Source organism: Serratia montpellierensis, from assembly GCF_020858655.1.
GTDB classification, from domain to species: Bacteria; Pseudomonadota; Gammaproteobacteria; order Enterobacterales; family Enterobacteriaceae; genus Serratia; species Serratia montpellierensis.
Genome location: NZ_VOSN01000004.1, coordinates 35,385 through 49,193, shown reverse-complemented (window position 1 = coordinate 49,193; position 13,809 = coordinate 35,385). Strand labels below are relative to the sequence as shown.

The following is a 13,809-nucleotide window of genomic DNA, read 5'->3' as shown; positions in this document are numbered from 1 at the left end:
AAAATAATGGCGAGCTATTTTATTGGCGTAGATGTGGGCACCGGAAGCGCGCGCGCAGGCGTATTCGATCTCAACGGCCGCATGGTCGGCCAGGCCAGCCGGGCCATCGATCTGTACCGGCCGAAGGCGGATTTCGTCGAGCAATCGTCGGATAACATCTGGCAGGCGGTGTGCAATGCGGTACGCGACGCGGTCAACCAGGCCGACATCAACCCGATCCAGGTCAAGGGGTTGGGCTTCGACGCCACCTGTTCGCTGGTGGTGCTGGATAAAGAGGGCAAGCCGCTGACCGTCAGCCCCTCCGGCCGCACCGAACAGAACATCATCGTGTGGATGGATCACCGGGCGATCGCCCAGGCCGAGCGCATCAACGCCACCAAACACCGGGTGCTGGACTTCGTCGGCGGCATTATCTCGCCGGAGATGCAGACGCCGAAACTGCTGTGGCTGAAACAGCACATGCCTACCACCTGGGCCAACGCCGGCTACCTGTTCGATCTGCCGGACTTCCTCACCTGGCGCGCCACCCAGGACGCCACCCGTTCGCTGTGCTCGACGGTGTGCAAGTGGACCTATCTCGGCCACGAGCAGCGTTGGGACAAGAGCTACTTCCAGCAGATCGGGCTGGAAGACGTGCTGGAACACGACGCGGCCAAGATCGGCAGCGACGTCAAAATGATGGGCGAGCCGCTGGGCCATGGCCTGACCCAGCGCGCCGCCAGCGAGATGGGGCTGATCGCCGGCACGGCGGTGAGCGTGTCAATCATCGACGCGCACGCCGGCACCCTCGGCACGCTGGGCGCCACCGGCGTCTCCGGCGAGGTAGCCGACTTCAACCGCCGCGTCGCGCTGATCGGCGGCACCTCCACCGGCCATATGGCGATGTCGCGCACCGCACGCTTTATCGGCGGTGTCTGGGGGCCGTATTACTCGGCGATCCTGCCGGAATACTGGCTGAACGAGGGCGGCCAGTCCGCCACCGGCGCGCTGATCGACCACGTCATCCAGTCGCACCCGTGCTACCCGGAGCTGCTGGCGCAGGCGAAAACCCAGGGGCAGACCATCTATGAGGTGCTGAACGCCATTCTGCGCCGCATGGCCGGCGAGCCGGAGAATATCGCCTTCCTGACGCAGGACATTCACATGCTGCCGTACTTCCACGGCAACCGCTCGCCGCGCGCCAACCCGACGCTGACCGGCATCCTGACCGGGCTGAAGCTGTCGCGCACGCCGGAGGACATGGCGCTGCACTACCTCGCCACCATTCAGGCCATCGCGCTCGGCACCCGCCACATCATCGAAACCATGAACCACAGCGGCTACAGCATCGACACCATCATGGCCAGCGGCGGCGGCACCAAAAACCCGATCTTCGTGCAGGAGCACGCCAACGCCACCGGCTGCGCCATGCTGCTGCCGGAGGAAAGCGAAGCGATGCTGCTCGGTGGCGCGATGATGGGCACCGTGGCGGCGGGCGTGTTCGACACCCTGCCGGAGGCGATGAGCGCCATGAGCCGCATCGGCAAGACGGTCACGCCGCAGACCAACCAGATAAAAAGCTACTACGACCGCAAATACCGGGTGTTCCACGAGCTGTACAACGACCACATGAAATACCGCCGGTTGATGCAGGAGGAGGCGTGATGCAGCAGGAGTGGCGGCAGGCCGTGCAGGGTTGGCAAACCTACAGCCAGGAGCTGGCGCAGCTGGGCGAGCGCCTCGACGCGCACACCTGGCAACGGCTGCTGGCGCTGCTGGCCGACTGCCGCGGTAAAATCGCCGTCACCGGCGTCGGCACCTCGGGGATTGCGGCGCGCAAGATAGCCCATATGCTGGCCTGCGTGGAGCGGCCGGCGGTCTACCTCGACGCCACCGGCGCGGCGCACGGCGATCTGGGTTTTCTGCGCGCCGACGATCTGCTGATCCTGATCTCGCGCGGCGGCAATTCCGACGAACTGACCCGCCTGCTGCCGACGCTGCAGGCCAAGGGGGTAACGCTGATCGCGGTGACGGAAAACCCGCATTCCGCCATCGCGCAGGCGGCGCAGCTGACGATCGCCACCGGGGTGCAAAAGGAGATAGATCCGCTGAACATGCTGGCCACCACCTCAATTGTGCTGGTGTTGGCGATCTTCGACGCCGCCTGCGCCTGCCTGATGACGCGCAGCGGTTATGATAAGGACACCTTGCTGGCGGTGCATCCGGGCGGCGGCGTGGGGAAAAGTTTGCGGGAGGAAAACTGAGGGCCCGACACGGCGGGCCCGGCAGACATTACAGCGGCATGTAGATGTCGAAACGGTGGCTTTTGGTCAGCGTGGCGGCGTGCGCCGGCACGTCGGCCAGCGGCGGCGCGTAGTCCGGGCGTTTCACCACTACGCGCTTGGTGGCCAAACGGCGCGCCGGCTCCAGCAGGCCGTCGGCGTCATCGTCGCTGCCTACCAGCGATTGAAACACCCGCATCTCTTTCTTCACCAACGCGCTTTTCTGCTTGTGCGGGAACATCGGATCGAGATACACCACCTCGGGGCGCGGGCTGAGATCCGCCAGCGCCGTCAGGCTGGAGGCGTACAACAGCGTCAGGCGCTCGCGCAGCCACGGGCCGATTTCCGCATCCTGATAGCCGCGCTGCAGGCCGTCGTCCAGCAACGCCGCCACCACCGGATTGCGCTCCAGCATCCGCACCCGGCAGCCCAGCGCCGCCAACACGAAGGCGTCACGCCCCAGCCCGGCGGTGGCGTCCACCACGTCCGGCAGGTAGCTGCCCTTGATGCCGACCGCCTTGGCCACCGCCTCGCCGCGGCCGCCGCCGAAGCGGCGCCGGTGCGCCATGGCGCCGGTGACGAAATCGACGTAGATCCCGCCGAGCTTCGGCTCGTCGCGCTTACGCAGCTCCAGCCGCTGCGGGGTCAGCACCAGCGCCATCGGCGCGTCGTCGTCGGACGTCAGCTGCCAGCGCTGCGCCAAAACAGACAAGGCGCCGGGATCGGCGCCTGCTTCACACAATAAACACACGCTCACGTGTCGGGTTATCCTTTAATGCCGTAATGACGCAGCATAGCATCCAGCTGCGGCTCGCGGCCACGGAAGCGTTTGAACAGCGCCATCGGCTCTTCCGACCCGCCGCGCGACAGGATGTTGTCGAGGAAGGATTTGCCGGTTTCGGCGTTGAAAATCCCCTCTTCTTCGAAGCGCGAGTAAGCGTCGGCCGACAGCACTTCCGCCCACAGGTAGCTGTAGTAACCCGCCGCGTAGCCGCCGGCGAAGATGTGGCTGAAGGCGTGCGGGAAGCGGCCCCAGCTTGGCGAAGGCACCACCGCCACCATTTTCTTCACTTCCGCCAGCGTCGGCAGGATCTGCGCGCCTTTTTCCGGGCTGTATTCGAAGTGCATGCGGAAATCGAACAGGCCGAACTCCAGCTGGCGCAGGATGAACAGCGCCGCCTGGTAATTCTTGGCCGCCAGCAGCTTGTCGAGCATGGCCTTCGGCAGCGGCTCGCCGCTCTGGTAATGGCCCGAGATAAACGCCAGCGCTTCCGGCTCCCAGCACCAGTTTTCCATAAACTGGCTCGGCAGTTCGACCGCATCCCACGGCACCCCGTTGATACCGGAGACGCCGGCGGTATCGATCTGCGTCAGCATGTGGTGCAGACCGTGGCCGAACTCATGGAACAGCGTGGTCACTTCGTTATGGGTGAACAGCGCCGGCTGGTCGCCCAGCGGACGGTTGAAGTTGCAGGTCAGGTAAGCGACCGGTTTTTGCAACGTGCCGTCGGCCTTACGCAGGCTGCCGACGCAGTCGTCCATCCAGGCGCCGCCGCGTTTGTTTTCGCGGGCGTACAGATCGAGGTAGAAGCTGCCGCGCAGCTCGCCGTCGGCGTCGAACAGATCGAAGAAGCGCACGTCCGGATGCCAGGTCTCCACGTCTTTACGCTCTTTGGCGGTGATGCCGTAGATGCGTTTCACCACTTCGAACAGCCCTTCCACCACCCGCTGCTCCGGGAAGTACGGGCGCAGCTGCTCGTCGCTGATGGAGAACAGGTGCTGCTTCTGTTTTTCGCCGTAGTAGGTGATGTCCCAGGCTTCAAGCTCGTCCACGCCATAGTGCTGTTTGGCGAAGGCGCGCAGCTGTGCCAGCTCCTGTTCGGCCTGCGGGCGGGCGCGTTTGGCCAGATCGCTCAGGAAGCCGATCACCTGCTCCGGGCTTTCTGCCATCTTGGTCGCCAGCGACTTATCGGCGTAGGTGTCAAAGCCCAGCAGCTGGGCCAGCTCATGGCGCAGCGCCAGCGTTTCCGCCATCACTTCGCTGTTGTCCCATTTGCCGGCGTTCGGCCCCTGATCGGAGGCGCGCGTGGCGAAGGCGCGGTACATCTCTTCGCGCAGCGCGCGGTTGTCGGCGTAGGTCAGCACCGGCAGGTAGCTCGGCATGTCCAGCGTCAGCAGCCAGCCGTCCTGCTCTTTTGCCTGCGCCATCGCCTGTGCCTGCGCCAGGGCGCTCTCCGGCAGGCCGCTCAGCTCGGCTTCGTCGGTAATCAGCTTGCTCCAGCCCATGGTGGCGTCGAGCACGTTGTTGCTGTAGGTGGAACCCAGTTCGGACAGGCGCGCGACGATCTCGCCGTAACGCTGCTGTTTATCCGCCGACAGGCCGATGCCCGAGAGTTCGAAGTCGCGCAGCGCGTTGTCCACCGCCTTGCGCTGCGGCACGCTCAGCGCCTCGAACGCCGCGCCGTCTTTCAGGCTGCGATAGGCCTGGTACAGCCCTTCGTGCTGGCCAACCCAGGTGCCGTACTCGGACAGCAGCGGCAGCGCCTGCTCATAGGCGGCGCGCAGCTCCGGGCTGTTTTTCACCGAGTTCAGGTGCCCGATCGGCGACCAGATGCGCGACAGGCGATCGTCCGACTCCGCCAGCGGCTGACACAGATTGTCCCAGGTGAACGGCCCCGGCTGCGCGACCACGCGCTCTACCGCGGCGCGGCAGTCCGCCAGCGCGGATTGCACCGCAGGCACGATATCTTCAGGGCGGATCGCCGAGAACGGCGGCAGGGAAAACGGGGTCAGCAACGGATTTGTCATAGGGCAGTCCTGATTAGCGTTGGGGCCCGCCACGGGGCGAGCCTTAAAATGCGTATGAATCTCTAACATGGAGCCAGGCAACAGGAAAATCAATGCCCGGCGTTGATCGTTCGTGCCTTAAACGGCGCGTTGGCGAATGCGTGCGGCCAGCGCCGCCAGCTGTTCGTCGTCGGCGCGCGCGGCGTCGTGGGAGGAAATGTAGCCTTCGTAACGCGCGAAAAACTTCGGCGAGGTCGATTCGATCGGCCGCCACTGATCCAGCGACGCGGTGCCGTGCAGCGGGATCAGTTTGGCATGCACATGGTCAACGCCGTAGCCCTCGAACACCATGCCGCAGCGGCCGACGTCGTCGAACGCGCGATCCAGCTGCTTTGCCACACGCTTGGTCGCCAGCATCAACGCGCTCAGCACCTCGTCCGGCAGGTCAAAGGCGTAGCTCGGGTGGTGCGCCTTGGGGATCACCACGCTGAAGCCGTCGGTGTTGGGAAAGATGGACAGGAACGCCAGATGGTCGTCGTCTTCCCAGATTTTATGGCACGGCGCCTTGCCCGCCACGATGTCGCAAAAAATGCAGCTCATCCTTTCTCCTTGTGATTCACAGCGTTTCAACCCGTTCGAATTCTTCGAACACCAACCACATGTCCGGCACAAAGCTCCCCTCGCGGGTAAAGAATGCCTGATGCCCCTCGCGCCAAAACGCCAGGCTTTTGTCGCCTTCGCCTTCTTTGGCCGCCATCTCGGCGGTCACCTGGTCGTAGCGCACCAGGCGCAGCGCCAGCGTTCTGATCACGCAGGCCGGTTCGCCGCGGCCATCGAGAACGATGTTGTAATCGCCGATGCTCGGGGTTTGTTCCCGACGATAGCTCGCATAGGAACTGCAGGTGGCGGTTTTATCCCCGCTCAGCACCAATCCCAGCAGTTCGTCGGCTAACGCGGGGCCGTCGCCGAACGCCCAGCGCGCCGCGTCGGGGTAATTCGCCAAAATCGCCTGTTTGCTCATCGTCCTGTCCCTTTCTGTTAACGTCTGCGGCAACGGAGTCCGGTTTTTCCCGGCCAGACAGTTTATACTGTGCAGATTATAAGCCTTATTGCATTGAATGCTCCGTCTGCGGAGCACAAGGAACCGCCACCCGTCATGTTAAGTTATCGCCACAGTTTCCACGCCGGCAACCACGCCGACGTGCTCAAACACACCGTTCAGAGCCTGATCATCGAGTCGCTGAAGGAAAAAGAGAAGCCGTTCCTGTATCTGGATACCCACTCGGGCGCGGGCCGTTATCAGCTCAGCGGCGAACACGCCGAGCGCACCGGCGAATACCTGGAAGGCATCGGCTTGCTGTGGCAGCGCGACGATCTGCCGGAAGAGCTGGCGGCCTACATGAGCGTGGTGCACAACTTCAACCGTTCCGGCACGCTGCGCTACTATCCCGGTTCGCCGCTGATCGCCCGCCAGCTGCTGCGCCCGCAGGACAAAATCCACCTGACCGAGCTGCACCCGAGCGACTACCCGCTGCTGCGCAGCGAGTTCCAGAAAGACGAACGCGCCAAAGTGCAGCGCGCCGACGGCTATCAGCAGCTGAAATCCCAGCTGCCGCCCCTGTCGCGCCGCGGCCTGATCCTGATGGATCCGCCGTATGAAATGAAGACCGATTACCAGGACGTGGTGAAAGGCATTCAGGAAGGCTACAAGCGCTTTGCCACCGGCACCTACGCGCTGTGGTACCCAGTGGTGATGCGCCAGCAGATCAAACGCATGCTGCGCGATCTGGAAGCCACCGGCATTCGCCGCATTCTGCAGATCGAACTGGCGGTGAAACCCGACAGCGATCAGCGCGGCATGACCGCCTCCGGCATGATCGTCATCAACCCGCCGTGGAAGCTGGAACAGCAGATGAAAAACGTGCTGCCGTGGCTGCACAAGGTGCTGGTGCCGTCGGGCATCGGTCACCATCTGGTGAACTGGGTGGTACCGGAATAATCCCCAGCAGGGCGCGGTTCGCCGCGCCCTGCGTCCACCTATCGCAGCCATCGACGCAATCTTTGCGACAAACCCCGGTCAGGCGTTAAACTCTTACCCTCTTCAAATTCACAACTCATGGAAATCCCAGATGACGAAACATTACGATTATCTAGCAATTGGCGGCGGCAGCGGCGGTATCGCATCGATCAACCGGGCAGCCATGTACGGCCAAAAGTGTGCGCTGATTGAAGCCAAAGAGCTGGGCGGCACCTGTGTAAACGTGGGTTGTGTACCGAAAAAAGTCATGTGGCACGCGGCGCAGATCGCCGAGGCCATCCATCAGTACGGCCCGGACTACGGCTTCGACACCACCGTCAACGCCTTCGACTGGAAGAAGCTGGTCGCCAACCGCACCGCCTATATCGATCGCATCCACAACTCCTACGATAACGTGCTGGGCAAGAACAAGGTCGACGTGATCAAAGGCTTCGCACGCTTCGTGGATGCGCACACCGTGGAAGTGAACGGCGAGACCATCACCGCCGACCACATCCTGATCGCCACCGGCGGCCGCCCGAGCCATCCGGCTATTCCGGGTGCGGAATACGGCATCGACTCCGACGGCTTCTTTGAGCTGGACGCCATGCCGAAGCGCGTCGCCGTAGTCGGCGCCGGCTATATCGCCGTGGAGATCGCCGGCGTGCTGAACGCGCTGGGCGCGGAAACGCACCTGTTCGTGCGCAAGCACGCGCCGCTGCGCAGCTTCGATCCGATGATCGTCGAAACCCTGGTGGAAGTGATGAACACCGAAGGGCCGAGCCTGCACACCGAATCGGTGCCGAAAGCGATCGTCAAGAACGCCGACGGCAGCCTGACGCTGCAGCTGGAAAACGGCAAGGCATTCACCGTCGACTGCCTGATTTGGGCCATCGGCCGCGAACCGGCGACTGACAACCTGAACCTTGGCGTTACCGGGGTGAAGACCAACGAGCAAGGCTACATTGACGTCGATAAGTTCCAGAACACCAACGTCAAAGGCATCTACGCAGTGGGCGACAACACCGGCGCGGTAGAGCTGACCCCGGTCGCCGTGGCCGCCGGCCGCCGCCTGTCCGAGCGCCTGTTCAACAACAAGCCGGACGAACACCTGGATTACAGCAATATCGCCACCGTGGTGTTCAGCCACCCGCCGATCGGCACCGTCGGCCTGACCGAGCCGGAAGCCATCGAGAAATTCGGCGCGGACAACGTGAAGGTATACAAATCCTCCTTCACCGCCATGTACAGCGCCGTCACGCAGCACCGTCAGCCGTGCCGCATGAAGCTGGTGTGCGCGGGTAAAGAAGAGAAGATCGTCGGCCTGCACGGCATCGGCTTCGGCATGGACGAAATCCTGCAGGGCTTCGCAGTGGCGGTGAAGATGGGCGCCACCAAGAAGGACTTCGACAACACCGTGGCGATCCACCCGACCGCGGCGGAAGAGTTCGTCACCATGCGCTAACCCCTGCGGTTAGCCCACTCACAGGCCGGGTAAATACCGGCCTGTTCTTTTTGTGCGGTTTACTATTCCCTTCGCACCCGCCTGCTTTTTCTGCCATTATTCTGCCTGATAAATTAGCGGGACTGATACAACCTCCCCGCGCCTCTGGAGAACACCTATGCTGTTCAAACTATGCAAAACCCTTGCGATGGCCTGCGTGGCCCTGATTATCGCCCAGAGCAGCGCGCTCAGCTTTACCCTGGAAGTGGCGGGCAAGATCGACAACGTGACCGACCCGGTCAAAAAAAGCTATCTGTTCACCGACAAGCAACTGTTGGCGATGCCGCTGCACAGCATCACCACCTCCACCTCCTGGACACCGCAGAGAAAGTTCGAAGGGATTTCGGTGGCTGACATCCTGGAGCGCGTCGGCGCCAAGGGCGAAACGCTGACCTTCTACGCGCTGAACGATTATTACATCGACGTGCCGCTGTCCGACGTCAAGAAGTACAACATGATCCTGGCCTACAAGATGGACGGGGAGATGTTGAAGCTTAGAAACTTCGGCCCGCTGTTCCTGGTGTACCCGCGAGACGCCGCAGGGCCTGAGCTGAACTCGCCGTTATACAACTCGCGCTTTATCTGGCAAGTCGACAGGATCGTGATCAAATGAAGCTGACGACCTTTAAGAACGGCAGCAGACTGGCGATCCCGGCCATCTTCGCCGCGCTGTTTTTGGTGGCGTCGACCGTCACGCTCTATTACTACAGCGCCACCCTGTCGAAGAAAGGGCTGTATGCCATCGCCGGCACGCAGGAGAACTACTCGTGGTCGATCGCCAAGTTCTCCATCAAGCTGGCGGAATTCGACACCTTCGTCGAGCAGCAGAGCCACGCTCCGCAGGTGGACAACGACAATCTGCGGCTGCGGTTCGAAATCCTCTATTCGCGCTTTTACGTGCTGGAAACCGTCTCCGAATCGACCCAGCCGCTGTACGCCGAGCCGGGTTACCCGGAAGTGGTCAAACAGATGCGTCTGCAGATGGATCGCATCGATAAGCTGCTGGACAGCCCGAAAATCGACTTCGACCAGGTTTTCGCCGCCATGAAGGCCATCAAACCTTATTCCATCGAAATGGCCAACCTGACCGACCACGCCGAGGTGAAGCAGCGTACCGCCGCCTATGAGGACTACATCGAGAAACGGCACATCATTTTCTATGGGTTGGTGATCGTCATGTTCTCGGTGATTGCGTTGATCGCCATCACCCTGATCGTGTTCCGCCAGCAGCGGCTGACCATTCGCCAACAGGCCAAGGCGATTGAGGCGGAGAAAGCGACCCGCACCAAAAATGCTTTCCTCGGCGCGATCGGCCACGAGCTGCGCACCTCATTGCAGAGCGTGATGTCGGCCATCGACGTGCTGGTGAATACCCGAGTGTCGGCGGAGCATGCGGATACCTTCCAACGGCTGGAGACCGCCGCGCAGCAAATCGAAAGCCAGATGAAAGATCTGACCGACTACGCGCACCTCGACAGCGGCATGATGGAATTGCGCATCGTGCCATTCGACGCGCAGAAGCTGATTGCGGAGACCGCCAACGAAATCGCCACCCTGACCCGCAAAGAGCAGGTCAAACTGAGCTGCGAAGTGGAGTGCAGCCACCTGCTGGTGCACTCCGATCCGCTGCGCATCCGGCAGATTATCGTCAACCTGTTGACCAACGCCTATAAATACACCGAAAGCGGCAGCATCACGCTGCACAGCTGCCTGCGCCGCCAACCCGGCGGCAGTTCGTTGATCATCGAAGTGACCGACACCGGTATCGGTATCGAAAAAGACCAGCTCGATCAGATCTTCAAACCCTTTACCCAGCTGGATCAGTCGCATACCAAGCAATATGCGGGCGTGGGAATGGGGCTGGCGATCGTGCACGGCCTGGTGACATTGCTCGACGGCACCATCACGGTGTACAGCGAAATCAAGAAGGGCAGCACCTTTATCGTCAGTATTCCGGTGCAGATCAGTGAAGACGAACGTGCCGACGAACCCGCCGCCGCCAATGCCTCTTTGCAGCAGAAGCCGCAGCAGGTCCTGGTGGTGGATGACAACAAGTCGGTGGGTGACGCCTTTGCGGCGCTATTGGACAAGTTGGGCTATCAGCACGAACTGTGTGACTCGCCGGAACGCGCGTTGCAGAAGCTGCTTAGACGCCCTTACGACGCGCTGTTGCTGGATCTGCAAATGCCGGGCATCGACGGTGCCGCCCTGGCCAGGCAGCTGCGCAACCGTCGCGGCCCCAACCGCCATGTGCCGATCATCGGCATCAGCGCCTACACGCCGGAGCAGCTGACGGCGGACCAGCGCGCCCTGTTCGACAACTACCTGATGAAGCCGGTCCGGCTGGATGCGCTGTCGAGTGCGCTGGCCGAGGTGTTCCCCGCTAAAGATTAAAACAGCGTTGCAGTGCGGCTTCGATCACATGGAGCCGCACCGGCTTTTCATAAGGGCCGAGCACGTCATACTCACGCATCGCCTGAGCGATCTCCGACTCGCGTCGGTCGGTCCCCAGCTCCCCGGTCAGCACCAGTACCGGCGCATCCGGGTTGTCGGAGGCGCGGATAGTGGCAATACAGCGATCCGCCGTTTCCTCACCGATCAGCCAGTCCACCACGTAGCCGTCGAACAGGCTTTGCTGCAACGCCAGGCAGAAGCTGTCGACGTCATAAAACGCCACCGCGTTGAAACCGCAGCCGCCGAGGTACTTGGCCAGCTCATCGGCCGCCTGATGCGAATCGTCCAATACCGCAATGCTCAGCCGCTCGTCGTCGCCGTAGCCGGGCCGGATTTCGATCAAATCGACGCCGTAACGCGGGCCTGCCGGTGCCTCATCGGCGCGATAGATATGCCACTGTCCTTCCACGCGCAGCGCCACAAATTCCGCCGGCCGCCCGGCAGGAAGCTCATCGCCGATGTGCCCGACGCAAGGTATCGCCACCCCCGCCACGACAAAGATGGCATCGCGCGCCATGTTGGGTTCGGGCGTCTCGTGTTCGGCGCTCAAATCGGCGATCGCCGCCGGCGTTTCTCCCAGCGCGGCCGCGACGCTGTTGATCTGTTCCAGCGTCCAGGGGCTTTGCCCTTTCAGTTTGCGGTGCGCATGTGAAAAACTCAGATCCAAGATGCGGCTGAGCTCTCGGGCATGCTGACGTTTTCCAATCCCGTAATGTAAAAACAGCTCTCTGACCCGATTGGCAATCGACTGTGAATCGAATTTTTGGTGATTGTTATCCATTTGTTCCTTCGATTTTTTTTACTGATTTATCAGTCGTTTTGATTATTTCCGCTGAAAAAGCCACATCTAAAACTAGCATCTGATGCAATTATGCGTTAAAAACGTTGCTTGACATACCATGTTGCATCGTCAAACATGGTATCAAAAGAGACATACAGCAATACACTATAAAAAATAACACCAGCACGTTTTTTAATAATAACCATAGTAACACCAGGGAAAATTTGTTCCGTTGCCGCTACTGAGACGATGATCACATCGCTCGGACTGCACAAGCAAAACGGGGCTTGAGCCTTTAGCGCTAATCTGTTTTACCCACTTTTGAGCCGGGATCCGTCAGGGTCCCGGTTTTTTATTGCCCTGGCGCCGCGCCATCATACGGACTCACCCCGCAGCCGCAAATAAAAACGGAGCCGGCATGCCGGCTCCGTTGTCATTGTGATGACCGTTGAAGGTCAGAAGCGCCAGGTGAAGCCGGCGTTGACGCTGTTGTCCTGATGGTTTTGCGACAGCAGCCCGCCGTAGCCCAGCGACAGCGTGGCGTTTTCGTTCACCGCCACTTCCGCTCCCGCCTTCAGCACCATCCCGTCACGCGAGACCGGCACGCTGTCCACCACGAACGGCGCGTTGCCGCCGTTGAACCGCAGCCCGGTGCCTCGCTCCAGCCCGCCGTACTGGTGTTGCCACCCCAGCTCACTGCGCAGCGCCACCGTCGTGCCCGCGCTCACCTGCCATTCGGTGTCCGCACGCAGGCCCAGCGTCGACACCGTCGCATCCGTGTGCTGCTTGTCGCCGCGCAATGCCGCCGCGCCGCCGCTTTCCGCGATGCCGTTGTTCTCGAAGTTCACATACGCCAGGTTCACGAACGGCTCCAGGTTCAGCCACTCGCCCTGCACGCTGTAGCCCGCTTCCGCGAACAGCTGCTCGGTGCGCGCGCTGTACTTCGCCGTGTCACGGTCCGACTGCATCCCGTAGTTCACCGACCGCTTGGTGTCGATGCGGTGCCAGGTGTAGCCCGCCCCGCCACGCAGCGCCAGCGCCCCGAACTGCTTGTCGCCGTACGCCGCCAGGTGGTAGTTGTCGCTGTCCGCCTTCGACCCGTACCCGCCGTGCAGCGAGGTGCGGGTGTAGCCGGTCGCCACCCCCAGCCGCCAGTCGTCCGCCGCCGCCGAGTCCAGCCCGACCAGCACCCCGTAGGTCGAGGCCTGATAACCCGTGGCGTTGGCGTCGCCCGACGCGTGGTCCCACGCCCCCAGCAGCTGCGCCCAGGCCCCGCCCTCGTCCGCCTTGATGGCCGACGAACTCGCCAGCCCTTCCGCCTGGCGCAGACGCCCGTTCAGCGCCTCACGCAGGTAGCGGCTGTCGTTCACCAGCGCCGACGCGATATCCGCATGGATTTGCCCCGACAGCTGACGGAACGCCTGCCGCGCTTCACCTGCCGTGCCACTGGTGAGCAGGCTCTCGTACACCGGGTTGCCCGCCGCCAGCGCATCCGCCGACGCCGCCACCGCCCGCTCGTTCGAGGTCTGCGCCACGCTGGCGAAGCTCGTGCCGTTGCGCCCGACGCTCAGCGTCACCCCGGTCGGTTGGTAGCTCAGCCCGGTGCCGAGGAACAGGTAGTTCGGCGCCACCGCGTCAAACTGCCCACTCACCCCCTGCTGCGCAGTCAGGATGGTGTACTGCTGGCCCAGCAGGCTGCGCACCTCACTTTGCGTCAGCAGGTTGGGGCTGTTCTCCAGCGTCACCGCCACCTCGCCGCCGCCGATCGTCGCCGATCCGCTGCTCTGGATCCGATCGCTCTGGCCGTTCGGGCCCACTTCCACCGCGTAGCGCGACCCCGGTTCGAAGCTGACGTTGCCGGCCACGCTCAGGGTGCCGATCGAGTTGCCCGGCGCCACGGTGCCGCCATCACGGGCGGTCAGCGAACCGACCGTGCCGCTGCCGCCGACGATGCCGCCGTTCTGCACGCTGACGGCCGAGGTGACCGAGCCGTTGACGGCCAGCA

12 protein-coding genes are annotated in these 13,809 nt (G+C 62.5%); 6 read left to right on the top strand and 6 right to left on the bottom strand.

Features of this window, described 5'->3' with window-relative positions:
* Window positions 1–6: 6 nt before the first annotated feature.
* On the top strand, window positions 7–1,644 hold the full coding sequence (locus FUU19_RS04385) for an FGGY-family carbohydrate kinase (RefSeq protein WP_038873847.1): 1,638 nt from the start codon (window positions 7–9) through the stop codon (window positions 1,642–1,644).
* Complete coding sequence (locus FUU19_RS04380; RefSeq protein WP_141972018.1) at window positions 1,644–2,243, top strand: KpsF/GutQ family sugar-phosphate isomerase; 600 nt, start codon at window positions 1,644–1,646, stop codon at window positions 2,241–2,243. The genes FUU19_RS04385 and FUU19_RS04380 overlap by 1 nt, the downstream gene beginning before the upstream one ends.
* A 28-nt stretch (window positions 2,244–2,271) precedes the next feature.
* Here the strand turns inward: FUU19_RS04380 and rsmJ are convergent, their stop codons facing one another.
* From rsmJ to FUU19_RS04360, 4 genes are all read right to left on the bottom strand, one after another.
* On the bottom strand, window positions 2,272–3,018 hold the full coding sequence (gene rsmJ / locus FUU19_RS04375; protein WP_230489944.1) for a 16S rRNA (guanine(1516)-N(2))-methyltransferase RsmJ: 747 nt from the start codon (window positions 3,016–3,018) through the stop codon (window positions 2,272–2,274).
* Window positions 3,019–3,026: 8 nt separating this feature from the next.
* On the bottom strand, window positions 3,027–5,069 hold the full coding sequence (gene prlC / locus FUU19_RS04370) for an oligopeptidase A (protein ID WP_230489943.1): 2,043 nt from the start codon (window positions 5,067–5,069) through the stop codon (window positions 3,027–3,029).
* Window positions 5,070–5,186: 117 nt separating this feature from the next.
* Window positions 5,187–5,648 (bottom strand): HIT family protein, encoded by a 462-nt coding sequence (locus tag FUU19_RS04365; protein ID WP_197811485.1) that lies wholly within the window; start codon window positions 5,646–5,648, stop codon window positions 5,187–5,189.
* 16 nt (window positions 5,649–5,664) lie between these two features.
* Complete coding sequence (locus FUU19_RS04360) at window positions 5,665–6,069, bottom strand: ASCH domain-containing protein (protein ID WP_230489941.1); 405 nt, start codon at window positions 6,067–6,069, stop codon at window positions 5,665–5,667.
* A gap of 135 nt (window positions 6,070–6,204) precedes the next feature.
* Between FUU19_RS04360 and FUU19_RS04355 the strand changes: the two genes are divergently transcribed.
* The 4 genes from FUU19_RS04355 to FUU19_RS04340 all read left to right on the top strand — a co-directional run bounded on the left by FUU19_RS04355 (window position 6,205) and on the right by FUU19_RS04340 (window position 10,963).
* Window positions 6,205–7,047: a 23S rRNA (adenine(2030)-N(6))-methyltransferase RlmJ gene (locus FUU19_RS04355; RefSeq protein ID WP_004931012.1), complete on the top strand. Its 843-nt coding sequence runs from the start codon at window positions 6,205–6,207 to the stop codon at window positions 7,045–7,047.
* A gap of 130 nt (window positions 7,048–7,177) precedes the next feature.
* Window positions 7,178–8,530 (top strand): glutathione-disulfide reductase, encoded by a 1,353-nt coding sequence (gene gorA / locus FUU19_RS04350; RefSeq protein ID WP_025304617.1) that lies wholly within the window; start codon window positions 7,178–7,180, stop codon window positions 8,528–8,530.
* A gap of 157 nt (window positions 8,531–8,687) precedes the next feature.
* On the top strand, window positions 8,688–9,182 hold the full coding sequence (locus tag FUU19_RS04345) for a putative pterin-binding protein (protein WP_141972010.1): 495 nt from the start codon (window positions 8,688–8,690) through the stop codon (window positions 9,180–9,182).
* Window positions 9,179–10,963, top strand: a complete 1,785-nt coding sequence (locus tag FUU19_RS04340) for an ATP-binding response regulator (RefSeq protein ID WP_141972007.1) — start codon at window positions 9,179–9,181, stop codon at window positions 10,961–10,963. Before FUU19_RS04345 ends, FUU19_RS04340 begins: the two co-directional genes overlap by 4 nt.
* On the opposite strand, the gene FUU19_RS04335 is transcribed toward FUU19_RS04340, so the two are convergent.
* Together FUU19_RS04335 and FUU19_RS04330 are read right to left on the bottom strand one after the other, a co-directional pair.
* The gene (locus tag FUU19_RS04335; protein ID WP_141972005.1) at window positions 10,953–11,804 is read right to left on the bottom strand and encodes a helix-turn-helix domain-containing protein; all 852 of its coding nucleotides are present in this window, start codon (window positions 11,802–11,804) and stop codon (window positions 10,953–10,955) included. The two genes, FUU19_RS04340 and FUU19_RS04335, sit on opposite strands and share 11 nt — an antisense overlap.
* A 455-nt stretch (window positions 11,805–12,259) precedes the next feature.
* A partial coding sequence (locus FUU19_RS04330; RefSeq protein ID WP_230507080.1) for an autotransporter outer membrane beta-barrel domain-containing protein occupies window positions 12,260–13,809 on the bottom strand: 1,550 nt, incomplete at its 5' end.